Origin of the sequence: Actinoplanes sp. NPDC051861, assembly GCF_040681145.1 — a bacterium.
GTDB lineage: Bacteria > Actinomycetota > Actinomycetes > Mycobacteriales > Micromonosporaceae > Actinoplanes.
The window spans coordinates 211,018-232,098 of record NZ_JBFAYE010000002.1 but is presented as its reverse complement, the minus strand read 5'-3'; the positions used below and the strand labels follow the sequence as shown (position 1 = coordinate 232,098).

21 protein-coding genes and 3 tRNA genes are annotated in these 21,081 nt (G+C 68.0%); 1 reads left to right on the top strand and 23 read right to left on the bottom strand.

Translation table 11 applies throughout. The features are described 5' to 3' along the window. Nucleotides 1–7: 7 nt before the first annotated feature. From rpsG to AB0M02_RS07595, 21 genes are all read right to left on the bottom strand, one after another. Nucleotides 8–478 carry a 30S ribosomal protein S7 gene (gene rpsG / locus AB0M02_RS07695; protein WP_196415138.1) on the bottom strand — a complete coding sequence of 157 codons (471 nt, stop codon included), beginning with the start codon at nucleotides 476–478 and terminating at the stop codon, nucleotides 8–10. A 1-nt stretch (nucleotide 479) separates the two neighbouring features. Then, nucleotides 480–854: a 30S ribosomal protein S12 gene (gene rpsL, locus AB0M02_RS07690; protein ID WP_014440718.1), complete on the bottom strand. Its 375-nt coding sequence runs from the start codon at nucleotides 852–854 to the stop codon at nucleotides 480–482. Between the two features lie 417 nt (nucleotides 855–1,271). Continuing rightward, a complete protein-coding gene (locus AB0M02_RS07685; RefSeq protein ID WP_364223254.1) occupies nucleotides 1,272–1,799 on the bottom strand; it encodes a hypothetical protein in 528 nt (175 codons plus the stop codon). Between the two features lie 66 nt (nucleotides 1,800–1,865). Continuing rightward, nucleotides 1,866–2,180 carry a hypothetical protein gene (locus AB0M02_RS07680; RefSeq protein ID WP_364224487.1) on the bottom strand — a complete coding sequence of 105 codons (315 nt, stop codon included), beginning with the start codon at nucleotides 2,178–2,180 and terminating at the stop codon, nucleotides 1,866–1,868. 120 nt (nucleotides 2,181–2,300) lie between these two features. Continuing rightward, nucleotides 2,301–6,191, bottom strand: coding sequence for a DNA-directed RNA polymerase subunit beta' (locus tag AB0M02_RS07675; protein ID WP_364223251.1), 3,891 nt, complete (start codon nucleotides 6,189–6,191; stop codon nucleotides 2,301–2,303). A gap of 87 nt (nucleotides 6,192–6,278) precedes the next feature. After that, nucleotides 6,279–9,719, bottom strand: a complete 3,441-nt coding sequence (gene rpoB, locus AB0M02_RS07670; protein ID WP_364223248.1) for a DNA-directed RNA polymerase subunit beta — start codon at nucleotides 9,717–9,719, stop codon at nucleotides 6,279–6,281. A 576-nt stretch (nucleotides 9,720–10,295) separates the two neighbouring features. Next, a complete protein-coding gene (gene rplL, locus AB0M02_RS07665) occupies nucleotides 10,296–10,682 on the bottom strand; it encodes a 50S ribosomal protein L7/L12 (RefSeq protein ID WP_364223245.1) in 387 nt (128 codons plus the stop codon). A 54-nt stretch (nucleotides 10,683–10,736) separates the two neighbouring features. Then, complete coding sequence (gene rplJ, locus AB0M02_RS07660; RefSeq protein WP_364223242.1) at nucleotides 10,737–11,282, bottom strand: 50S ribosomal protein L10; 546 nt, start codon at nucleotides 11,280–11,282, stop codon at nucleotides 10,737–10,739. 269 nt (nucleotides 11,283–11,551) lie between these two features. Further along, nucleotides 11,552–12,226, bottom strand: coding sequence for a hypothetical protein (locus AB0M02_RS07655; protein WP_364223239.1), 675 nt, complete (start codon nucleotides 12,224–12,226; stop codon nucleotides 11,552–11,554). Next, nucleotides 12,223–12,960, bottom strand: a complete 738-nt coding sequence (locus AB0M02_RS07650; protein ID WP_364223236.1) for an ATP-binding cassette domain-containing protein — start codon at nucleotides 12,958–12,960, stop codon at nucleotides 12,223–12,225. Before AB0M02_RS07650 ends, AB0M02_RS07655 begins: the two co-directional genes overlap by 4 nt. A gap of 72 nt (nucleotides 12,961–13,032) precedes the next feature. Continuing rightward, a complete protein-coding gene (gene rplA / locus AB0M02_RS07645; RefSeq protein WP_364223233.1) occupies nucleotides 13,033–13,752 on the bottom strand; it encodes a 50S ribosomal protein L1 in 720 nt (239 codons plus the stop codon). 77 nt (nucleotides 13,753–13,829) lie between these two features. Continuing rightward, entirely contained in the window at nucleotides 13,830–14,540 is a 711-nt protein-coding gene (nusG, locus tag AB0M02_RS07640) for a transcription termination/antitermination protein NusG (RefSeq protein ID WP_364223230.1), read from the bottom strand. A 41-nt stretch (nucleotides 14,541–14,581) separates the two neighbouring features. Then, nucleotides 14,582–14,959: a preprotein translocase subunit SecE gene (gene secE / locus AB0M02_RS07635; RefSeq protein ID WP_364224485.1), complete on the bottom strand. Its 378-nt coding sequence runs from the start codon at nucleotides 14,957–14,959 to the stop codon at nucleotides 14,582–14,584. Nucleotides 14,960–15,067: 108 nt separating this feature from the next. Beyond that, nucleotides 15,068–15,140: transfer RNA gene (locus AB0M02_RS07630), tRNA-Trp, on the bottom strand. Between the two features lie 72 nt (nucleotides 15,141–15,212). Further along, nucleotides 15,213–15,608 carry a MaoC/PaaZ C-terminal domain-containing protein gene (locus AB0M02_RS07625; protein WP_364223227.1) on the bottom strand — a complete coding sequence of 132 codons (396 nt, stop codon included), beginning with the start codon at nucleotides 15,606–15,608 and terminating at the stop codon, nucleotides 15,213–15,215. After that, nucleotides 15,608–16,057: a MaoC family dehydratase N-terminal domain-containing protein gene (locus AB0M02_RS07620; protein ID WP_364223224.1), complete on the bottom strand. Its 450-nt coding sequence runs from the start codon at nucleotides 16,055–16,057 to the stop codon at nucleotides 15,608–15,610. The genes AB0M02_RS07625 and AB0M02_RS07620 overlap by 1 nt, the downstream gene beginning before the upstream one ends. A gap of 65 nt (nucleotides 16,058–16,122) precedes the next feature. Continuing rightward, nucleotides 16,123–16,290 carry a 50S ribosomal protein L33 gene (rpmG, locus tag AB0M02_RS07615; protein WP_014440704.1) on the bottom strand — a complete coding sequence of 56 codons (168 nt, stop codon included), beginning with the start codon at nucleotides 16,288–16,290 and terminating at the stop codon, nucleotides 16,123–16,125. Nucleotides 16,291–16,395: 105 nt separating this feature from the next. Beyond that, nucleotides 16,396–16,468 (bottom strand) — tRNA-Met (locus AB0M02_RS07610). A 49-nt stretch (nucleotides 16,469–16,517) separates the two neighbouring features. Beyond that, a tRNA-Thr gene (locus AB0M02_RS07605) sits at nucleotides 16,518–16,590 on the bottom strand. Between the two features lie 94 nt (nucleotides 16,591–16,684). Beyond that, nucleotides 16,685–19,213: a bifunctional diguanylate cyclase/phosphodiesterase gene (locus AB0M02_RS07600; RefSeq protein WP_364223221.1), complete on the bottom strand. Its 2,529-nt coding sequence runs from the start codon at nucleotides 19,211–19,213 to the stop codon at nucleotides 16,685–16,687. A 46-nt stretch (nucleotides 19,214–19,259) separates the two neighbouring features. Continuing rightward, on the bottom strand, nucleotides 19,260–19,412 hold the full coding sequence (locus tag AB0M02_RS07595; protein ID WP_364223218.1) for a hypothetical protein: 153 nt from the start codon (nucleotides 19,410–19,412) through the stop codon (nucleotides 19,260–19,262). Between the two features lie 257 nt (nucleotides 19,413–19,669). On the opposite strand from AB0M02_RS07595, the gene AB0M02_RS07590 reads away from it, so the two are divergent. Then, the gene (locus AB0M02_RS07590) at nucleotides 19,670–19,984 is read left to right on the top strand and encodes a hypothetical protein (RefSeq protein ID WP_364223215.1); all 315 of its coding nucleotides are present in this window, start codon (nucleotides 19,670–19,672) and stop codon (nucleotides 19,982–19,984) included. Nucleotides 19,985–19,987: 3 nt separating this feature from the next. On the opposite strand, the gene AB0M02_RS07585 is transcribed toward AB0M02_RS07590, so the two are convergent. Beyond that, a complete protein-coding gene (locus AB0M02_RS07585; RefSeq protein WP_364223212.1) occupies nucleotides 19,988–20,797 on the bottom strand; it encodes a sulfurtransferase in 810 nt (269 codons plus the stop codon). 11 nt (nucleotides 20,798–20,808) lie between these two features. Continuing rightward, complete coding sequence (locus AB0M02_RS07580; RefSeq protein ID WP_364223209.1) at nucleotides 20,809–21,072, bottom strand: hypothetical protein; 264 nt, start codon at nucleotides 21,070–21,072, stop codon at nucleotides 20,809–20,811. Nucleotides 21,073–21,081: the final 9 nt, after the last annotated feature.

Here is a 21,081-nt window from a genome sequence, read left to right as displayed (position 1 = left end):
CAGGGTCTTACCAGCGGTAGTGAGCGAAGGCCTTGTTGGACTCCGCCATCTTGTGGGTGTCCTCGCGACGCTTGACCGCGGCGCCGAGGCCGTTGCTGGCGTCGAGCAGCTCGTTCTGGAGGCGCTCGATCATGGTCTTCTCGCGGCGGGCCTTGGAGTACTGCACCAGCCAGCGCAGGCCCAGAGTGGTCTGACGCGGGGTGCGGACCTCGACCGGAACCTGGTAGGTCGCGCCACCGACACGGCGGCTGCGGACCTCGAGGGTCGGCTTCACGTTGTCCATCGCGCGCTTGAGGATGACCACCGGGTCGGTGCCGCTCTTCTCGCGGCAGCCCTCGAGGGCGCCGTACACGATGCGCTCGGCGAGCTGACGCTTGCCGCCGATCAGGATCTTGTTGACCAGCTGCGTTACCAGCGGGGAGTTGTACACCGGGTCTGCGACCACAGGGTGGCGCGGAGCGGGTCCCTTACGCGGCATGTCAGCTCTTCTCCTTCTTCGCGCCGTAACGGCTGCGAGCCTGCTTGCGGTTGCGGACACCCTGGGTGTCCAGCGAACCACGGACGATCTTGTAGCGGACGCCCGGCAGGTCCTTCACACGACCGCCACGCACGAGCACGATCGAGTGCTCCTGGAGGTTGTGACCCACGCCGGGGATGTACGCCGTCACCTCGATCTGGCTGCTGAGCTTCACACGAGCGACCTTGCGCAGCGCAGAGTTCGGCTTCTTGGGGGTGGTGGTGTACACGCGCGTGCACACGCCGCGCCGCTGAGGACTTCCCTTCAGCGCCGGCGTCTTCGTCTTGCTCGTCTTCGCCTGGCGGCCCTTGCGGACCAGCTGCTGGATCGTGGGCACCGGGTTTCTCCGCTCCCTTCGGCCGCTTCCTGTTTACGGCCGCACCGTGTATTTCTGCCTCTGTGTGCTGTCCCCTCCCGAAGGGAAGGTCCGGCACCCGCGGTCGGGCGTGTCGTCCGGCTCACGGTCCCGCCACGCGTGAAGGTTCACACGCACCGGGTCTTGTCTCGTTGTCTCCCGCTCAGATCCCTGAGCCGTCGTGGCGCAAATCCCCGTCGTACCTTCCGACTCGGGTGCACGCACGAGTTGCCCGGGCAAGCCCGGGCACGAGGGGAAAGAGTACCCACCCCAAGCACCCAGGTCAAAATGAGCCCAGGCTCCCACGATGGACATCTCCGTATACCAGTGTACCGGGTAGTCCGGCGCGGCATCGCCGCGGTGCCGGATCCCGCTGCGGGCCCCGGGAGTGCGGGCCGGTCAGGACACCTGTGACAGCAGTCCCAACGACAACGCCAGCACCCCTATTCCCGCGCCCACCACGCCGCAGACGATCCCGGAGATCGCGAGTCCCCGCCCGGTGAACCGGACCTTGCCGGTCTGGCCGGAGCGGCGGATCTGCCGTAGCGCGATCATTCCGGCGCCGATCGCTCCCCCGGCAGCGAGCACGGTGAGCAGTGTGAACGCACCGGTCACCCAGGCACCCCAGTCCTCACTGGCCTCCAGGATGCCGAAGCAGGCGGTCAGCAGTGACACCAGGATCGCGGCGATGCCGGCGATCAGCGAGCCGATCGCCAGGCCGGACGTGATCGGCGGCACTCTCAGCTGCGCCAGCCCGAACTCGGTCCCGCCCACCATGTCGACCCGCTCCAGCTCCCAGCCGGCCGTGGGCGGCGCCATTGGCGGCGGGGCAAAGGCGGGTGGCCCGTACTGCTGAGGTGGCACTGAGCCGGGATAGCCGCCGGGCTGATGCGGGGGCGGATAGGACGTCCCGGGGTGCTGCGTCATAGGAGAAGCATGTCACCCGTACGAGCGGTCGCGCAGCCCGGCCGGAGCGCGGCAGAACGGCCGGGATCAGTCCGTGCCGGGCGCGAAGTCCTGGCCGCCGGGCGCGGTGGCCAGGTGCAGCAGACCGGCGATCACGGCCACCACCAGCGACGTCAGCGCCAGCACGAGCCCGCACCAGGCGAGCCTGCGGCCCCGCTGGATCCACACCGAGCCGGTCAGATAGCCCCCCGCCTCATACGCCTGGCGGTGTGCCTGGCGGGCCATCAGGAGAGCGATCGTGGCCGGAATCACGCCGCCGACGAAGACACCGGTGAGCAGGCCCACCAGGCCCAGCGCGAAGACCGCGCGAGCCTTCGTGGCCGGCGCCGGGTCCGGGTCCATGGGATGGCGGGTCGGCACCGCGGGCAGCGTCACTCGACCATTCTAGGAACGCCACTCGGTTCGGAGACGGCACAGGGCGGTCGCGCGCCTGCGCGACCGCCCTGTGTGGAGCAGAAACCCTTAGCGGTACGACCCGAAGTCGAAGTCGTCCAGCGGCACAGCCTGCCCGCTGGCCGGCCCGAAGCCGTAGTCGGTCTCGGGGTACCCGGTCATCGAGTACACCTTGGCCTTGGCCTCCTCGGTCGGCTCGACCCGGATGTTGCGGTACTTGCTGATACCGGTACCGGCCGGGATGAGCTTACCGATGATGACGTTCTCCTTGAGGCCGACGAGCGAGTCGCTGCGCGAGTTGATCGCCGCGTCGGTGAGCACCCGGGTGGTCTCCTGGAAGGAGGCCGCCGAGAGCCAGGAGTCGGTCGCCAGCGAGGCCTTGGTGATACCCATCAGCACCGGGCGACCGGCGGCGGGCTCGCCACCCTCGCCGACGAGCCGGCGGTTCTCCGACTCGAACAGCGCCCGGTCGACCAGCACACCCGGCAGGAACTCGGTCGCGCCGGAGTCGATGACCGTCACCCGCTTGAGCATCTGGCGGATGATGATCTCGATGTGCTTGTCGTGGATGAGCACACCCTGCGAGCGGTAGACCTCCTGGACCTCACTGGTCAGGTGGACCTGGACCGCGCGCGGGCCCATGATGCGCAGCAGCTCGTGCGGGTCGATGGTGCCCTCGGTGAGCTTCTCGCCGACGTTGACGTGGTCGCCGTCGTGCGCCCGCAGCTTGACGCGCTTCGAGATCTTGTCGTACACGATCTCGTCGCTGCCGTCGTCCGGGATCACGATGATCTTCCGCGAACGCTCGCCGTCCTCGATCCGGATGCGGCCGGGGGTGTCGGCGATGGGCGCCTTACCCTTCGGCACACGGGCCTCGAAGATCTCCTGAACACGCGGCAGACCCTGGGTGATGTCCTCACCCGCGACACCACCGGTGTGGAAGGTACGCATCGTCAGCTGCGTGCCGGGCTCACCGATGGACTGGGCGGCGATGATGCCGACCGCCTCGCCGATGTCGACCGACTTGCCGGTCGGCAGCGAACGGCCGTAGCAGGCCGCGCAGACACCCAGCTTCGACTCACAGGTCAGGACGCTGCGCACCCGGACATTCTCGACACCCGCGGCGACAAGCTTGTCGACGAGGATCGAGTTGAGGTCCGAGCCGCGGGCCACGACCAGGTTGCCGGCGCTGTCGGAGATGTCGTCAGCCAGCGTACGGGCGTGGACGCCGGTCTCCGCGTGGGTGTGCACGACCAGGGTGCCGTCCGGCTCCCGCTCGCCAACCGCCATCGGGATCGCGCGGTCGGTGCCGCAGTCCTCCTCGCGGATGATGACGTCCTGCGACACGTCCACCAGACGCCGGGTCAGGTAACCCGAGTCGGCGGTACGCAGCGCGGTGTCGGCCAGACCCTTCCGGGCACCGTGGGTGGAGATGAAGTACTCCAGCACGGTCAGACCCTCGCGGTACGACGAGGTGATCGGCCGCGGGATGATCTCGCCCTTGGGGTTGGCCACCAGACCACGGATCGCGGCGATCTGCCGGAGCTGCAGGAGGTTACCGCGAGCGCCGGAGTTGATCATCACCCAGAGCGGGTTCTCCTGCGGCAGCGCGGTCTCCATCTCCTTGGAGATCTCGTTGGTCGCCTTGGTCCAGATCTCGATGAGCTCGCCGCGACGCTCCTCGGCGGTCATCAGACCACGCTGGTACTGCTTGTCGATGCGGTCCGCCTCGACCTGGTAGCGAGCCAGGATCTCCGGCTTGCGCGGCGGGCCGATGACGTCGCCCATGCCGATCGTCACACCGGACCAGGTGGCCCAGTGGAAGCCGGCCTCCTTGAGCGCGTCCAGGGTCGCGGCCAGGGCGACCTTCGGGAAGCGCTCGGCGAGGTCGTTGACGATCGCCGACAGCTGACCCTTGCGGATCTCGTAGTTGACGTACCGGTACCCCGGGGGCAGCGTCTCGTTGAAGATGACGCGGCCCAGCGTGGTCTCGACCAGCACCGGCTCGCCCTCGGTCCAGTCCTCCGGCGCGACCCACGCGGTGCCCTTGGCACCGTTGTCCACGCCGACGACCTCACGGAGGCGGATCTTCACCGGCGCCTGCAGGTGCAGCTCACCGTTGTCGTACGCCATCCGCGCCTCGGCGTCCGAGCTGAACACCCGGCCCTCGCCCTTGGCACCGGGCGTGAGGTGGGTCAGGTGGTACAGACCGATGACCATGTCCTGGGTGGGCATGGTGACCGGCTTGCCGTCGGCCGGCTTGAGGATGTTGTTCGACGACAGCATCAGGATGCGCGCCTCGGCCTGGGCCTCGGCGGACAGCGGCACGTGGACCGCCATCTGGTCACCGTCGAAGTCGGCGTTGAACGCCGTGCAGACGAGCGGGTGGATCTGGATCGCCTTGCCCTCGACCAGCTGCGGCTCGAAGGCCTGGATGCCCAGACGGTGCAGGGTCGGCGCGCGGTTCAGCAGCACCGGGTGCTCGCTGATGACCTCTTCGAGGACGTCCCACACGACCGGCCGCTGCCGCTCGACCATCCGCTTGGCGGACTTGATGTTCTGCGCGTGGTTCAGGTCGACCAGGCGCTTCATCACGAACGGCTTGAACAGCTCCAGCGCCATCTGCTTCGGCAGGCCGCACTGGTGCAGCTTGAGCCGGGGGCCGACGACGATGACGGAACGACCGGAGTAGTCGACCCGCTTGCCGAGCAGGTTCTGACGGAACCGGCCCTGCTTGCCCTTGAGCATGTCGGAGAGCGACTTCAGCGGCCGGTTACCCGGGCCGGTGACCGGACGGCCACGACGGCCGTTGTCGAACAGCGCGTCGACGGCCTCCTGCAGCATCCGCTTCTCGTTGTTGACGATGATCTCGGGCGCGCCGAGGTCGATCAGTCGCTTGAGGCGGTTGTTGCGGTTGATGACCCGGCGGTACAGGTCGTTCAGGTCGGAGGTCGCGAACCGGCCGCCGTCGAGCTGCACCATCGGGCGCAGGTCCGGCGGGATGACCGGGACGCAGTCCAGCACCATGCCGAGCGGCGAGTTGCGGGTGTTCAGGAACGCCGCGACGACCTTGAGCCGCTTGAGCGCCCGGATCTTCCGCTGGCCCTTACCGGTGCGGATGATCTCCCGAAGGTTCTCCGCCTCGGCGTCCAGGTCCATGTTCTCGAGCAGGGCCTTGATGGCCTCGGCGCCCATGCCACCGGTGAAGTACTCACCGAAGCGGTCGCGCAGCTCGCGGTAGAGCAGCTCGTCGGTGACGAGCTGCTTGCTGTCGAGCTTGCGGAAGGTGTCGAGCACCTCGTCGAGGCGGTCGATCTCGCGCTGCGCCTTGTCCCGGATCTGGCGCATCTCGCGCTCGCCGGCTTCCTTGACCTTGCGGCGCACGTCGGCCTTGGCACCCTCGGCCTCGAGCTCGGCCAGGTCCTGCTCCAGCTTGGCGGCACGCTTCTCGATCTCGGAGTCCCGGCCGTTCTCGGCCTGGCGCTTCTCCGCGAAGATCTCGTTCTCGATGGTGGACATGTCACGGTGACGCGCCTCGGCGTCAACGCTCGTCACCACGTACGAAGCGAAGTAGATGATCTTCTCGAGGTCCTTGGGGGCAAGGTCGAGCAGGTAACCGAGGCGGCTCGGCACACCCTTGAAGTACCAGATGTGCGTGACCGACGCGGCGAGCTCGATGTGGCCCATCCGCTCACGGCGGACCTTGGACCGGGTCACCTCGACGCCGCAGCGCTCACAGATGATGCCCTTGAAGCGGACCCGCTTGTACTTTCCGCAGTAGCACTCCCAGTCCCGCTGCGGACCGAAGATCTTCTCGCAGAAGAGTCCGTCCTTCTCGGGCTTGAGCGTGCGGTAGTTGATCGTCTCGGGCTTCTTGACCTCGCCGTGCGACCACTGCCGGATGTCGTCAGCGGTAGCAAGGCCGATACGCAACTCGTCGAAGAAGTTGACGTCGAGCACTTGGTCTATCCCTCGTGTTTCGTTGCTCGGGTGAATTCAAGGCCGGCGGTGACGTCCCCGGTGGTGAACCACCGGGGACGTTTTCCGTCAGATCTCTTCGACGCTGCTGACGCCCTCATTCGGGCGCCGGGACAGGTCGATGCCGAGTTCCTCCGCGGCCCGGAAGACCTCGTCGTCCGTCTCGCGCATCTCCAGGGCCACACCGTCGCTGGAGAGCACCTCGACGTTCAGGCACAGCGACTGCAGCTCCTTGAGGAGCACCTTGAAGGACTCCGGGATTCCCGGCTCCGGGATGTTCTCGCCCTTGACGATGGCCTCGTAGACCTTCACTCGGCCCAGGACGTCGTCGGACTTGATGGTCAACAGCTCCTGCAGGGCGTACGCCGCCCCGTAGGCCTGCATGGCCCAGCACTCCATCTCGCCGAACCGCTGGCCACCGAACTGCGCCTTACCACCCAGCGGCTGCTGGGTGATCATCGAGTACGGGCCGGTCGACCGAGCGTGGATCTTGTCGTCGACCAGGTGGTTCAGCTTGAGGATGTAGACGTAGCCGACCGAGATCGGGTCCGGCAGCGGCTCACCGGAGCGGCCGTCGAACAGCTGCGCCTTGCCGTCGCCGTTGACCAGCCGCTTACCGTCGCGGTTGACCAGCGTCGACTCGAGGAGACCCTTGATCTCCTCCTCCTGGGCGCCGTCGAAGACGGGGGTCGCGACATTGCTGTCGGCCACCGACTCGTGCGCGTCGATCGCGCGGAGCTGACGCTTCCAGTCCGCGTCGTCGCCCTCGACCGACCAGCCGGTCTTGGCGATCCACCCGAGGTGGGTCTCCAGGACCTGGCCGATGTTCATGCGCGAGGGGACACCGAGCGGGTTGAGCACGATGTCGACCGGGGTGCCGTCCTCGAGGAACGGCATGTCCTCGACCGGCAGGATCTTGGAGATGACGCCCTTGTTGCCGTGACGACCGGCGAGCTTGTCACCGTCCTGGATCTTCCGCTTCTGCGCGACGTACACCCGGACCAGCTCGTTGACACCGGGAGGCAGCTCGTCGCCGTCCTCGCGGGAGAACGTGCGGACACCGATGACGGTGCCGGTCTCGCCGTGCGGAACCTTCAGCGAGGTGTCCCGGACCTCCCGGGCCTTCTCACCGAAGATCGCGCGCAGCAGCCGCTCCTCCGGGGTCAGCTCGGTCTCGCCCTTCGGGGTGACCTTGCCGACCAGGATGTCGCCGGGGACGACCTCGGCGCCGATCCGGATGATGCCGCGCTCGTCCAGGTCAGCGAGCATCTCCTCGCTGACGTTGGGGATGTCGCGGGTGATCTCTTCCGGGCCGAGCTTGGTGTCACGGGCGTCGACCTCGTGCTCCTCGATGTGGATCGAGGTGAGCACGTCCTGCTGGACGAGGCGCTGCGACAGGATGATCGCGTCCTCGTAGTTGTGGCCCTCCCAGCACATGAACGCCACGAGCAGGTTGCGGCCCAGCGCCATCTCGCCCTCGTCGGTGCAGGGACCGTCGGCGATGACCTGACCGGCCTCGACGCGGTCGCCCTCGAAGACGACGGGCTTCTGGTTGACGCAGGAACCGGCGTTGCTCCGGCGGAACTTGTGCAGCAGGTAGGTCCGGCGGTGGCCGTCGTCCTGATGCACCGTCACGTAGTCGGCGCACAGGTCCTCGACCACACCGGCGACCTCGGCGACGACCACGTCACCGGCGTCGACCGCGGCGCGGTACTCCATACCAGTACCGACCAGGGGCGACTCGGCCTTGACCAGCGGCACGGCCTGACGCTGCATGTTCGCGCCCATGAGGGCACGGTTGGCGTCGTCGTGCTCGAGGAACGGGATCATCGCGGTCGCGACCGAGGTCATCTGCCGCGGCGACACGTCCATGTAGTCGACCTCCGTGCCGGGCACGTAGTCGACCTCACCACCCTTCCGGCGGACCAGAACGCGGTCCTCGGCGAAGGTGTTGTCGCTGGACAGCACGGCGTTGGCCTGTGCCTTGATGAACCGGTCTTCCTCGTCGGCCGTGAGGTAGTGCACCTCGTCGGTGACGGTGCCGCTCTCGACCTTCCGGTACGGCGTCTCGATGAAGCCGAACGGGTTGACCCGCGCGAACGTCGAGAGAGCGCCGATCAGGCCGATGTTCGGGCCTTCCGGGGTCTCGATCGGGCACATCCGGCCGTAGTGGGACGGGTGCACGTCACGGACCTCGAAGCCGGCCCGCTCACGGCTCAGACCACCGGGGCCGAGCGCGCTCAGCCGCCGCCGGTGGGTCAGGCCCGCCAGCGGGTTGGTCTGGTCCATGAACTGCGACAGCTGCGACGTGCCGAAGAACTCCTTGATCGCGGCCACGACGGGCCGAATGTTGATCAGGGTCTGCGGCGTGATCGCCTCGACGTCCTGGGTCGTCATCCGCTCGCGGACGACGCGCTCCATCCGGGACAGGCCCACGCGGACCTGGTTCTGGATGAGCTCGCCGACCGTCCGCAGACGGCGGTTGCCGAAGTGGTCGATGTCGTCGGCCTCGTAGCCCTCCTCACCGGCGTGCAGCCGGCAGAGGTAGTCCACGGTCTTGACGACGTCTTCCTCGGTGAGCGTGCCGCGCACGATCGGGACGTCGATGTCCAACTTCTTGTTGAACTTGTACCGGCCGACCTTGGCGACGTCATACCGCTTCGGGTTGAAGAAGAGGTTGTCGAGCAGGGTCTGCGCGTTCTCCCGGGTGGGGGGCTCTCCCGGGCGCAGCTTGCGGTAGATGTCGAGCAGGGCCTCGTCCTGCCCGGCGATGTGGTCCTTCTCCAGCGTCGTCATGAGCAGCTCGGACCAGCCGAACCGCTCACGGATCTGGTCCGCCGACCAGCCGATCGCCTTGAGCAGGACGGTGACGGCCTGCCGGCGCTTGCGGTCGATGCGGACACCGACGGTGTCGCGCTTGTCGATGTCGAACTCCAGCCAGGCACCCCGGCTCGGGATGACCTTGACGCTGGTGAGGTCGCGGTCGGAGGTCTTGTCCGGCTCCTTGGTGAAATACACGCCCGGCGAACGGACGAGCTGGCTCACCACGACCCGCTCGGTGCCGTTGATGACGAACGTCCCCTTGGGGGTCATCATCGGGAAGTCGCCCATGAACACGGTCTGGCTCTTGATCTCGCCAGTCGTGTTGTTGGTGAACTCCGCGGTCACGAACAGCGGGGCACAGTAGGTCAGGTCCTTCTCTTTGCACTCCTCGATCGAGGCCTTGACCTCATCGAATCGGGGTGACGAGAAGGACAGCGACATGGTGCCGGAGAAGTCCTCAATGGGACTGATCTCTTCGAGGATCTCTGCGAGGCCCGAGTGGGCGTGCGGGTCGTCCGTCGTCCGGGCCTGCCAAGCCTCGTTGCCGACCAGCCAGTCGAAGGACTCCGTCTGGAGGGCGAGGAGGTTGGGGACCTCTAGCTGCTCGGTGATCCGGCCGAAAGAGACCCGGCGGGGTGCGTAAGCGCTCGACGTACGGCTGGTCTTCGCAGGGCGGGAAGCTGCCAAGATGCGTCCTTCCGAGGACCGGTGCTGCTATGCGGCTGAGTTGCTGATGCAACTGGTCTGCGTGCACTCCAATGAGCCCCCGGGAAGTTATCCACATGGATATCCCGACAGGCATCAAGACAGAAGGCAGCGCAAACTAGCAGTGTAGCCGCTCGGCTAACCGCTGTCCAGCCCACACCTTCGGGTGGCTCGCGGAACGTGTCCCCGCCGCTGTTGACCTGCGCATCCATGGTCAACGCCGGTGGCGGGGCCGCTCAGAAACGCGGCAACTCTCCCTCGGGTGCCGGTCGCGGGTAATCGGTGGAAGCCCAATACCCACGGTTCGGCTGTCGCAAGCGCGGAAACTTGCTGATGTCAGCGTGCCTGTCAGCGGACACACAGTCAAGGGCTGTGCCGCGGGTCGGACTCCCGCCGTCATCCACCCGGCACATCAAAGGGACCTTAGCGCAGAAAACACCCGCTTCGGCTGGCTTTGCGGACTCGCCGGCCGGAGCGCACATGAGCTGCGCGAACGCCGATGGCGGGGACCCGTTACGGGTCCCCGCCATCGAAAAGAGAACGCGGAAGAGCGTCAGATCACTTGAGGGTGACCTTGGCGCCTTCGCCCTCGAGCTTGGCCTTGGCGGCCTCGGCCTTCTCCTTGTTGACGCCCTCGAGGATCGCCTTCGGGGCGCTCTCGACGGTGTCCTTGGCCTCCTTGAGGCCCAGGCCGGTCAGCTCACGCACGACCTTGATGACCTGGATCTTCTTGCCACCGTCGTTCTCGAGCACGACGTCGAAGGAGTCCTTCTCAGCCTCGGCCTCGGGGGCGGCGCCGCCACCCACCGGGCCGGCCGCCATGGCAACCGGCGCGGCGGCCTTGACGTCGAAGACGTCCTCGAACTGCTTCACGAACTCGGACAGCTCGATCAGCGTCATCTCCTTGAACGCGTCGAGCAGCTCGTCGGTGCTGAGCTTCGCCATATTCGGCAACCTTTCCTAAGTAACGACTTGACGTTTGCAGGTTCCACGCGGGCCTCAGGCCTCCGCGGAACCGTCCTTCTCGCGCTCGGCCCGAAGGGCGTCCACGGTGCGCACCGCCTGCGAGAGCGGCGCCTGGAACGTGGCAGCGGCCTTGCTGAGGCCGGCCTTCAGGGCGCCGGCCAGCTTGGCCAGCAGCACCTCACGGGACTCGAGGTCAGCAAGCTTGTTGACCTCGTCCGCCGTGAGAGCCTTACCCTCGAAGACACCGCCCTTGATGACGAGAACGGGGTGGGCCTTGGCGAAGGCACGAAGGCCCTTGGCCGCCTCGACCACATCGCCCTTCACGAAGGCGAGCGCGGTAGGACCGGTGAACAGCGCGTCGAGACCCTCGATGCCCGCGTCGGTCGCCGCACGCTTCGCGAGAGTGTTCTTCGCAACCGCGTACTTCGCCTCGCTGCCCAGCGAGCGACGGAGCTCAGTGAGCTCCTTCACGGTGAGGCCGCGGTATTCGGTCAACACGGTGGCCGCCGACCCACGGAAGTGATCCGTGAGCTCAGCAACGGCCGTAGCCTTGTCGGCCCGGACCGGCTTGTCCGCCATGTCCCTCCTCTCTCAGTGCTCAGCCACTGGATGAAGGGTCCGGACAAGCAAAACGCCCCGGCGCAGGGCACGGGGCGACATCTGGCACGCGCGAAGGCGAGCCGCACAATCACTGACCGTTCTCCCTGCGCAGGTCGCCCGCTCGTAACGGGACCTTCAGCCGCGATGTCCGTCAAACTGACGCACAGTGCGGCGACCAGCGGTCTATGGGTGGAACTTCAAGAAGGAAGAGTACGCGGCGCGCGCGCTCAATCCAAATCGGCCCCCGGCTACGCCCTGTCGCGCCGCAGCCGCGCGTAGAGCGCCAGCACCACCGCGCACCACGCCACCGTCCAGGCAGCGAGGCCCACCAGCGTCGCCGGGTCCGGAGTCCTCGCCTCGGTGAGTGCCCGCGCGGTCGCCATCACCGGCGGGACCAGCCAGGGGGCGATGGAGCCGCTCAGCCCGAACACGATGACCAGGACCGATCCGGTGACCAGGGTGGCCACCCCGGGCAGGACGCGGCGGGTGACGGCGCGGGCCGCGAGGGCGCCGAGGGCCAGGGCGCCGAGCAGGGAGAGCACGTGTGCGAGCAAGCCGAGCAGGATTCCGGGAAAGTAGGGGCCCCTGATCGCGCCGAACACGAACGGGGTCACCATGGCGGCCAGGCAGACGCCGGCGCCCAGGACGGCGGCGGCCAGGATGCCGGCGGTGCCCTCGCGGACCGGGCCGACGCTGAGACGGGCCAGGCCGCGCTGGACGTCGGGTTCGGTGTCGAGGACGAGCTTGGTGAGCCAGGCGAGGACAGCGAAAAGGGCGGCGGCCGAGTAGCCGTAGGCGGGGGCGGCCGGTGAGGCACCACCGCCGTAGAGGACTCCGAGGATCGCGAGCAGGGCGACCAGAGGAGCCAGCGCCCGGCCGCTGCGGACGAAACCCGTGACGCGCATTCTGACGAGAGCGCTCATCGCTTCTCCCCAAGCTTCTCGCGTACGGAAAGAATGCGGTGACCGGACGCACGCAGCTGGTCCACCGTCGCCGCGGCCCGGTGTCGCGGCACCGAGATCTCCACGACGACCTCGGCGTCCGCAGCCGGCTCCGGTGACGCCACGGTCAGCTCGCCCTCGGTGATGGTCCAGTGCAGCGCGCCGGGCAGATTGGCGATCTCGCCGCGGTGATCGCTGACCAGGACCGCTCCCCCGGCGGAGGTCACCTCGCCGACGATCTCGGGGATCAGGGACCGGGAGGCGGCGTCGAGGCCCTCCCAGGGTTCGTCGAGGACGAGCAGACCGGGCGGTACGAGCAGGGCCTGTGCGAGTCCGACCTTCTGCGCGGTGCCCTTGGAGAGGTCACCCAGTGGGGTGTCGGCGTGCGCGGTGAGGCCGAGACGCTCGATCCAGCGGTCGGCGGCGCTGTCGGGCAACCCGCGGACGGCGGCCATCGAGCGCAGGTAGCCGGCGGTGCTGAACGGCTGCGCGGCGGGGAAGCGCTCGGGGACCCAGCCGACGACGGGTGGGCGGTCGCGGACCCGGCCTCGGGTGGGCCGGAGGATGCCGGCGGCCACCTGGAGGAGCGTGGACTTGCCGGCGCCGTTCGCACCGAGCACCACGATGGTCTGCCCCGGTTCGACGCGGGCGTCGGCGCCCTTCACGGTCCAGGGGGCGCGGCGGGCGTACCGGAACCAGATCGCATCCAAGCGCACGGCGGGAAGCCTGCCATGCGAAAGCCCCCGGGGAAACATCCCCGGGGGCTTCGAGCGTCACGAATCCGTGCGTCAGGCAGTGGCCTCGGCGCCGCGGAGGTTCTTCTGGACGTTCGGGTCGATCTGAACGCCGGGGCCCATCGTGGTGGCGACGGTGACCTTCTTCAGGTACTTGCCCTTGGCGGCGGACGGCTTGGCCCGGAGGACCTCGTCGAGCACCGCGGCGTAGTTGTCGATCAGCTGGTCCGGCGAGAACGACGCCTTGCCGATGATCAGGTGCAGGTTGGAGTGCTTGTCCACCCGGAAGGTGATCTTGCCGCCCTTGATCTCGTTGACGGCCTTGGTGACGTCCATGGTCACGGTGCCGGTCTTCGGGTTCGGCATGAGGCCACGCGGGCCGAGGATCCGGGCGATCCGGCCGATCTTGGCCATCTGGTCCGGCGTCGCGATCGCGGCGTCGAAGTCCAGCCAGCCACCCTGGATGCGGGCGACGAGCTCGTCGGTGCCGACCTCGTCGGCGCCGGCCGCGACGGCCTCCTCGGCCTTCGCGCCCTGGGCGAACACGATGACGCGGGCGGTCTTACCGGTGCCGTGCGGCAGGTTGACGGTGCCGCGGACCATCTGGTCGGCCTTACGCGGGTCGACGCCGAGACGCATCGCGACCTCGACGGTCGCGTCGAACTTGACCGGGCTCGTCTCCTTCGCCAGCTTGATGGCGTCGGCCGGCTCGTAGAGCTTGTTGCTGTCGATCTGCTCGGCCGCCTTGCGGTAGCCCTTGCTGCGCTGTGCCATTACTGATTACTCCCGTGGTTGATGGCGGGGCCGCCTTGATGCGGCCCCTCCCACTGAAATCGCCGGACAGCCGGCGATCAGATCTTGGTGACCTGGTTGAAGTTGAGCTCGACCGGAGTCTCCCGGCCGAAGATCGAAACCAGGACCTTCAACTTCTGCTGGTCGGCGTTGATCTCGCTGATCGACGCCGGCAGCGAGGCGAACGCGCCGTCGGTGACGGTGACCGAGTCGCCGACCTCGAAGTCGAGGACCTTGACCTCGGGCTTCGCCTTCTTCTCCTCGGCCTGGACGGCCGGGGCCAGCCACTTCAGCACCTCGTCGAGGGAGAGCGGCGCGGGACGGTCGACCCGGTCGGTGGCGCCCACGAAGCCGGTCACGCCGGGCGTGTTGCGGACACACGAATACGACTCGGGGGTCAGGTCCATCCGGACCAGGATGTAGCCGGGGAAGACCTTGGCCTGCACCTGGTTGCGCTTGCCGTTCTTGACCTCGACCTCTTCGCGAGTCGGCACCTCGACCTGGAAGATGTAGTCCTCCATGTCGAGGCTCGTGATCCGCGTCTCGAGGTTGGTCTTGACCTTGTTCTCGTAACCCGCGTACGAGTGGACCACGTACCAGTCGCCGGGCGCGTACCGCAGCTTCTGGCGCAGCTCCTTGACGGGGTCGTAGTCCTCGTCAGCCTCGGGCGCCTGGGCCACGGCCGGCTCGACCGCCTCCACCGACTCGTCGATCTCCGTCGCCACCTGCTCCTCGGCAGGCTGCGCGGTGTCGTCGTCGTACTCAGGCACGCTCGCTCACTTCCAAAAAAGTCTTCGGTTCAGGCCCCGGATCAACCGAGCGCCCAGAGAATCGCCTTGCCCAGACCGTAGTCCAGACCGGCCACGATGGCCGTCATGACGACCACGAAGACGATCACCACGCCGGTGTAGGTCAACAGCTCGCGCCGGGTCGGCCAGATGACCTTACGCAGCTCGCTGATGACCTCGCGGAAGAAGCCGCCGAGACGACCGAAGAGACCGGTCCGCCGGCCCTTCTTCGCCTTGGGGCTGTCCGCGTCCTTGGTCCGCTCCGCCAGCGCGGTCCCACCGCCACGGCTTACCGGCTCGTCGTCGACGTCGTCGTCCGGCACGTCACCGCCGGCGGCAGCGTCGGCGAGCAGCTCGTCGTCGCCCGGGACGTCGTCACCGGGCCGGTCCTTCTCGGCCACTGTCGCCCTACTTCCGTCGTCGGTGGTGTTGATGGTCCCGTCAGCACTCGACCGGACGCGGAAGTTGTGCGAACCGCGCACCGGGCGGGCACGTCGAGGAGGATTGCGCAGGGGTGACAGGACTTGAACCTGCAGCCTGCGGTTTTGGAGACCGCTGCTCTGCCAATTGAGCTACACCCCTTCGTGGGGCACCATTTCAGTGCCCCACGGCGCACCAGTGTACGGGTACGCCCGGCGTTCTCCCAACCCGGGCCTACCGCTTCCTGATGAGCGCCTGTGCCAAGGACAGTACCTTGTCGCCGTTGCACGTGGCAGCCAGGCTCAGCCGTGTGTGTCCCTCGGCGGTGATCTCCTTCACCGTGCCGGTGACCACGACCTCGGTGCCCTCGTCGGTGTCCGGCACCGGGACAGGGCGGCTGAACCGCACGCTGAACTCGACGACCGCGTCCGCGGCACCGGCCCACGTGGTGACCGCGCGGCCGACCAGGGCCATGGTGAACATGCCGTGCGCGATGACGCCCGGCAGCCCGACACCGGTGGCGATCCGGTCGCTCCAGTGGATCGGGTTGAAGTCGCCCGAGGCGCCCGCGTAACGGACCAGGTCCGCACGGGTCACCCGAAAGGTCTGCGGCTCCAGAACGTCAGTCATCAGGACTCCTCGCCGCGCTGGACCAGCTTGGACCAAACGGTGACGACCGGCTCGCCGGCCTCGGTGGTCACGTCGGTGCGGGTGGTGATGAACTCGTGCCCGCCACGGCTGGTGATGTCGTCCACCGTGTTCACACAGACCAGGGCGTCGCCGGCCACGACCGGCCGGGTGTACGCGAATTTCTGGTCGCCGTGCACGACCCGGCTGTAGTCGATGCCCAGCTCCGGATCGTCGATCACCTGCCGGCTGGCCGACATCGTGATCGCCACGGGGAAGGTGGGCGGTGCCACCACGTCCGCGTAACCGAGCGCCCGGGCGGCCTCGGGATCGTGGAACTCCGCCTCGGTGGCGCCGATCGCCCGGGCGAACTCCCGGATCTTCTCGCGGCCGACGAGATAGGGCTCGGTGGGCGGCCAGCTCCGGCCGACGAACGACTGATCCATGGCCACAAACTACTCTGCGGCCGCCCGGAGTAATCCGGACGGCCGCAGGAGAAGACCTTTGATGCGTACGCTCAGCGCGTCTCGCGGTGCAGGGTGTGCTTCCCGTCGCGCGGGCAGAACTTCTTCAGCTCGATGCGGTCGGGGTCGTTACGCCGGTTCTTCTTGGTGATGTAGTTCCGGTCCTTGCACTCCGTGCACGCCAGGGTGATCTTCGGACGGACGTCGGTCGCCTTGGCCACGGCGGGGTGCCTTCCTGCTAACGGTGTTCTAACTTGACGACGAACCAGCGTAGACGCTGGGAACGCCATTCTGCAAAGTGGGCCCCGGGTGGGGTCCACGAAAAGTAGCGGTGGCCGGACTTGAACCGGCGACACAGCGATTATGAGCCGCTTGCTCTGCCATCTGAGCTACACCGCCGAGCCAGGCTCTCACTCCAGCGCCGGCGGGGCGGGAACGAACCCGGTAGAGCCCCCTTACGGAATCGAACCGTAGACCTTCTCCTTACCATGGAGACGCTCTGCCGACTGAGCTAAGGGGGCTTGCGCTCGCGATCTCTCGCTCGCTGCAGGAGTAAGACTACACGGCTGGGTCGCGGCCGTGAAATCAGTACCCCCTTTCCCGTAAACGCCCAGGTCAGATCACGGCTCGGAGCCTTCTGACCTCGCCCGTGGGGGTGGATTCGGGCTCGGTTTGAGCGCTCAGCCAGGCCTCCAGCCGCTCGTACGGCAGGGGGCGGCTGAACAGGTATCCCTGGCCGATCTCGCAGCCCATCTCCTCGAGTAACCCGAGGGTGAGCTCGCTCTCCACACCCTCGGCGACCACGGTGAGCCCGAACTCACGGGAGAGGCCGATCACGGCCCGCACGATCGCCAGATCACCCGAGTCGGTCGCCATCCCCTGCACGAACGAGTCGTCGATCTTCACCTCGTGCACGGGCCACTGCCGGAGGTACGCCAACGAGGAGGCGCCCGTGCCGAAGTCGTCGACGCTGAGGCGTACGCCAAGGTCGCGCAACCGGTACAGCGTGGGCAGCACCCGCTCGATGTCGTTGAGCATCCCCGGCTCGGAGATCTCGAAGGTGAGCTGGCCCGGCCCGACTCCGTGCTCGGCGAGCAACTCCTCGACCAGGTCGGGGAAGCGGGAGTCGAGAAGCGTCCGCGCGGACAGGTTCACCGCGACGGACAGCGGCCGGTCCGCGTCCGCCCACTCCCGGCAGCGGCGCAGGCCGGCGCTGAGCACCACCTCGGTGAGGCGCGGCAGCTGACCGGTGTGCTCGGCCACCGCCACGAAGTCCTCCGGCGCCACCTCGCCGTGTGCCGGGTGCACCCAGCGGGCCAGGCACTCGACACCCACCACGTGGCGGTCGGCGAGCGTGACCTTGGGCTGGAAGTAGACCTCGAGCTGGTCGTTGTCGAGTGCCCGGCGCAGGTCGGCGGCGATGCCGAGACGGCGGACGGCACGGGACTCGAGGGCCGGGTGGAAGGGCTGTACACCGTACGGTAAAGCCTTGGCCGCATTGGCAGCCAGCTCGGCCCGCTGCAGCAGGGTCTCCGGATCGCTGCCGTGGTCGGGATAGACCGACACGCCGACGGCGGTGTCCACGTCCAGGGTGAGCGAGCCCACCGCCATGGGGCCCCGCAGGCGCTCCCGCATCCGGGTGGCGATCTCGATGGTCGCCTCGATGCTCTCGGCCCGCAGCGTGACCACGAACTCGTCGCCGCCGATCCGGCCGACCAGCGCTCCCGAGCCCGCGATACCCCGCAGCCGGGCGGCCACCTCGGCGAGCAGCTTGTCACCGGCCGCGTGCCCCATCGACTCGTTGACGTTGCGCTGCCCGTCGACGTCGAACAGCATCACCGCGACGACCTCGCCCTCGGCGCGCACGGTCGTCGACTCGGCGAGCGCGTCGATGATCCGGCGCCGGTTCGGCATCCCGGTCAGCCGATCGTGGTACGCGTCGTGACGCAGCCGGTCGACCAGCCGCGAGTTCTCCACCGCCACCGCGACGTGCGCGGCGATCGTCTCCAGCACCTGCACGTCGCTGTCCCGGAACGTCCGGGCGTCACCCACCCGGTTGATCACCTCGAGGGTGCCGATGGTCGTCTGACCGGACCGCAGCGGGACCAGGAGCACGTCCTTGACCCGGGCGGTCCGCAACGAGTCACGCAGGAGCTCGGTCTCCGGGAACTGGGCGCCGACCGCGATCGGCCGCTGCTCCCGGACCGTGTGGTCACGGATCGAGGCGGGCATCGGCGACACGTCGAGCAGGCCCTTGTTGTCGACCTGCGCGGTGAGCAGCACCTCCGGGTACCGCTCCTGGGGCGCCAGCCAGAGCGTGGCGAACTCGGAGCGCATCAGAGCGCGTACCCGATCGAGCAGGACGTCCGGCAGCGCGCTGTCCGAACTCTCGTTACGGACGGCCTGGGTCAGCTCGTAGACGTCGGCCAGCGTCCGGTGCTGCCGGAAGAACCCGGCGAACGAGCGCAGCACCAGGATCAGCGCGATCACCAGGATGCCGAGCAGGAGGACGGACCACTTGTTCTCCTCCAGGGCGATCAGGAAGAGCAGGCCGACCGCCACGTTGACGCCGGAGATGATCTGGTTCGAGTAGCTCGCCCGGAACAGGTCCAGGGCGGCGCGACCGCTCTGGACCACGCTGATCACGCCGGCGAGGCACACCTGCTGGACGAACAGGTTGACCGCGACCGCAGCGAAGAGCACACCCCAGGTGGACGGGCCCGCGTCGTCGAGCGGCGGGAACGAGGCGACCACCAGCAGCGAGACGCAGATGCTCGCGGCCGACTTGGCGACGTTGAACCACATCTTCACCGGTGGGAGCCGGGTCCACAGCTGCAACAGCAGCACGCCGCCGGTCACGACCACGACGGTCATCACGGGCGGCAGGTAATAGAGCGCGAGGATCAGCGGCACCTCGGTGACGGTGACCTCGAAGGCACCCCGCCGGATGACGATGTTGAAGGTGACGAGCTGAGCCACGACGTAGACGGCAAGGATGAGCAGCCCGGCGGGCCACGCCTTGTACCAGGTCTCGTCGTCACGCCAGAACGCCACAGCGCACGCGACAGCGAGGAGCGCCAGCGGCCCGGTGATCAACCACGCGTAATCTGCGGAACGCCGACGCGTTCGTGAACGGCCGGCCATCGCGCTCCTCTTCAGTCGGCGTGGGGGTTACCTCGCCGTCCGGGTGTCAGCCCCAGTGCCAGTCGAGGGTGGTGGCCTCCGCTGCCGACGGCTTGGCGACGTCGGCATGCCAGTCACCGCTGGTAGCGCCCACGCCACCGAACACCGCAGCGAGCACAAAAACCAAACCGGCGAGTCGGCCCAGCTTTCTTGCGGACATGATGCGCTCCGGTGGATGAGTAGCTTCGGGATCAGATTCCCTGATGTTGCCACACCAGTTGTGCGACTGGGGACGTCCAGCGGCGGGTCGGACCGCCGCTGGGGCAAACAATGGCCGAACGGTTGAGTCAACGACCATCCCATCACCCTCAACAATTGAGGGCTTTACGCCGGATTTAACCGCAGAAGTGAGTGCAATTCGCACTTGTTGTGTCATGGCGACTTGACGTCAGGTCGTCCTGACGAAAGAGTGCGCGCATGGCCATCCCGGACGAACTGGAGCGGCGGCACACCCTCGCCACCGCGACCGCTCGGTACAACGAGCTACGGATGATGGAAGCGGTCACCACCGTCAGCCCGGACGCCGAAGCGGCCGGCCTCACGGCCAAGGAGATCCTGGAGATGCTCGCGCTCGGCGAGGTCGTTATCCGCAAGGTCGGCTACGGCCGGCAGGCCATGGTCCGCTCGGCCCGGCAGGCGGGCGCGTCCTGGACCCAGATCGGCGCGGCCCTCGGCAGCAGCAAACAGGCAGCCTGGGAGGCACACCAGCGCTGGGTCGAGGACCAGGGCTGAGCGTCAGTCACCGGTGGCGGCGGGCCGGTCCGTGGCGCTGTACTGCGACCAGGACCCGGGATAGAGCCGGCCGGCGCCGAGACCGGCGTGCTCCAGCGCGATGAGGTTGTGGCAGGCGGTCACGCCGGAACCGCAGTAGGAGATGACGTCCGCGTCGCCGCCCGCGCCCACACCGGCGAACCGCTCACGCAGCTGCTCGACCGCCAGGAACCGGCCGTCCGCGCCCAGATTCTCCCGGCAGGGCAGGTTCCGGGCGCCGGGAATGTGACCGGGCCTCGGGTCGACCGGCTCGAACTCGCCGCGGAACCGGTTGGCGTCCCGGGCGTCCAGCACGACCGCGCCGCCGTCAACGGTCTCCTCGATCGTCGCCAGCCGCTCGGCGGGCCACTCCCGTGCGGTGAAGACGGCCTCCGGGCGCACCGGGACCTCGGTGGTCAGCTCACCGGACCAGGCGTTCAGACCACCGTCGAGCAGGGCGGCGTCGTGCCCGGTCGCCCGGAGCATCCAGACCAGCCTCGCCGCTACCACGCCACCCGCGTCGTCGTACGCAATCACGGTGTTCTGATCCCCGATCCCCGCCGCCGCCATCGCTTCGGCAAAGACCACCGGGTCCGGGAGCGGATGCCGGCCATCGGCCGGGGTGGCCGGGCGAGCCAGCGCAGAGTCCAGGTCGATGAAAATCGCGCCAAGCAAATGCCCTTTTTCGTACGCGGCGCGGCCCGAACGCCCGTCCAGGTACCACCGGACATCGACCACGACGGTGTCGTCGTCCCGCAACCGCAGCCGGCTCTCGTCCACCACCGGGTCGATCAACGCGCTCTCCTCTATTCGTCGTCGTGCTTACGCCCTCGGGGCCGGAACCGCAGCACGGCGACCCCGACCAGCGCGACGGCGACCAGCGAGGCGGCCGTCCCCCCGAACACGAAGAGCAGCAACGCCACGCCGAAGAGCAGGTGGTAGCACCCCGCCTCCCGAACCGTCCGGAACGACCGGCCGATCAACGCGGGCGCCCGTCGCAGAATCAGCATGCGCGCCCCGAACGCGACCAGAGCCGCCCCGAGCAGGCCCCCGAGAACCGCTACACCCACGAACCCAGT

Bases quoted from the DNA above. Each gene is read 5' to 3' on its own strand.
- rpsG (WP_196415138.1), bottom strand. From the start codon at position 478: ATGCCGCGTAAGGGACCCGCTCCGCGCCACCCTGTGGTCGCAGACCCG.
- AB0M02_RS07685 (WP_364223254.1), bottom strand. From the start codon at position 1,799: ATGACGCAGCACCCCGGGACGTCCTATCCGCCCCCGCATCAGCCCGGC.
- AB0M02_RS07680 (WP_364224487.1), bottom strand. From the start codon at position 2,180: ATGGACCCGGACCCGGCGCCGGCCACGAAGGCTCGCGCGGTCTTCGCG.
- rplL (WP_364223245.1), bottom strand. From the start codon at position 10,682: ATGGCGAAGCTCAGCACCGACGAGCTGCTCGACGCGTTCAAGGAGATG.
- rplJ (WP_364223242.1), bottom strand. From the start codon at position 11,282: ATGGCGGACAAGCCGGTCCGGGCCGACAAGGCTACGGCCGTTGCTGAG.
- AB0M02_RS07655 (WP_364223239.1), bottom strand. From the start codon at position 12,226: ATGAGCGCTCTCGTCAGAATGCGCGTCACGGGTTTCGTCCGCAGCGGC.
- rplA (WP_364223233.1), bottom strand. From the start codon at position 13,752: ATGGCACAGCGCAGCAAGGGCTACCGCAAGGCGGCCGAGCAGATCGAC.
- AB0M02_RS07625 (WP_364223227.1), bottom strand. From the start codon at position 15,608: ATGACTGACGTTCTGGAGCCGCAGACCTTTCGGGTGACCCGTGCGGAC.
- AB0M02_RS07600 (WP_364223221.1), bottom strand. From the start codon at position 19,213: ATGGCCGGCCGTTCACGAACGCGTCGGCGTTCCGCAGATTACGCGTGG.
- AB0M02_RS07595 (WP_364223218.1), bottom strand. From the start codon at position 19,412: ATGTCCGCAAGAAAGCTGGGCCGACTCGCCGGTTTGGTTTTTGTGCTC.
- AB0M02_RS07590 (WP_364223215.1), top strand. From the start codon at position 19,670: ATGGCCATCCCGGACGAACTGGAGCGGCGGCACACCCTCGCCACCGCG.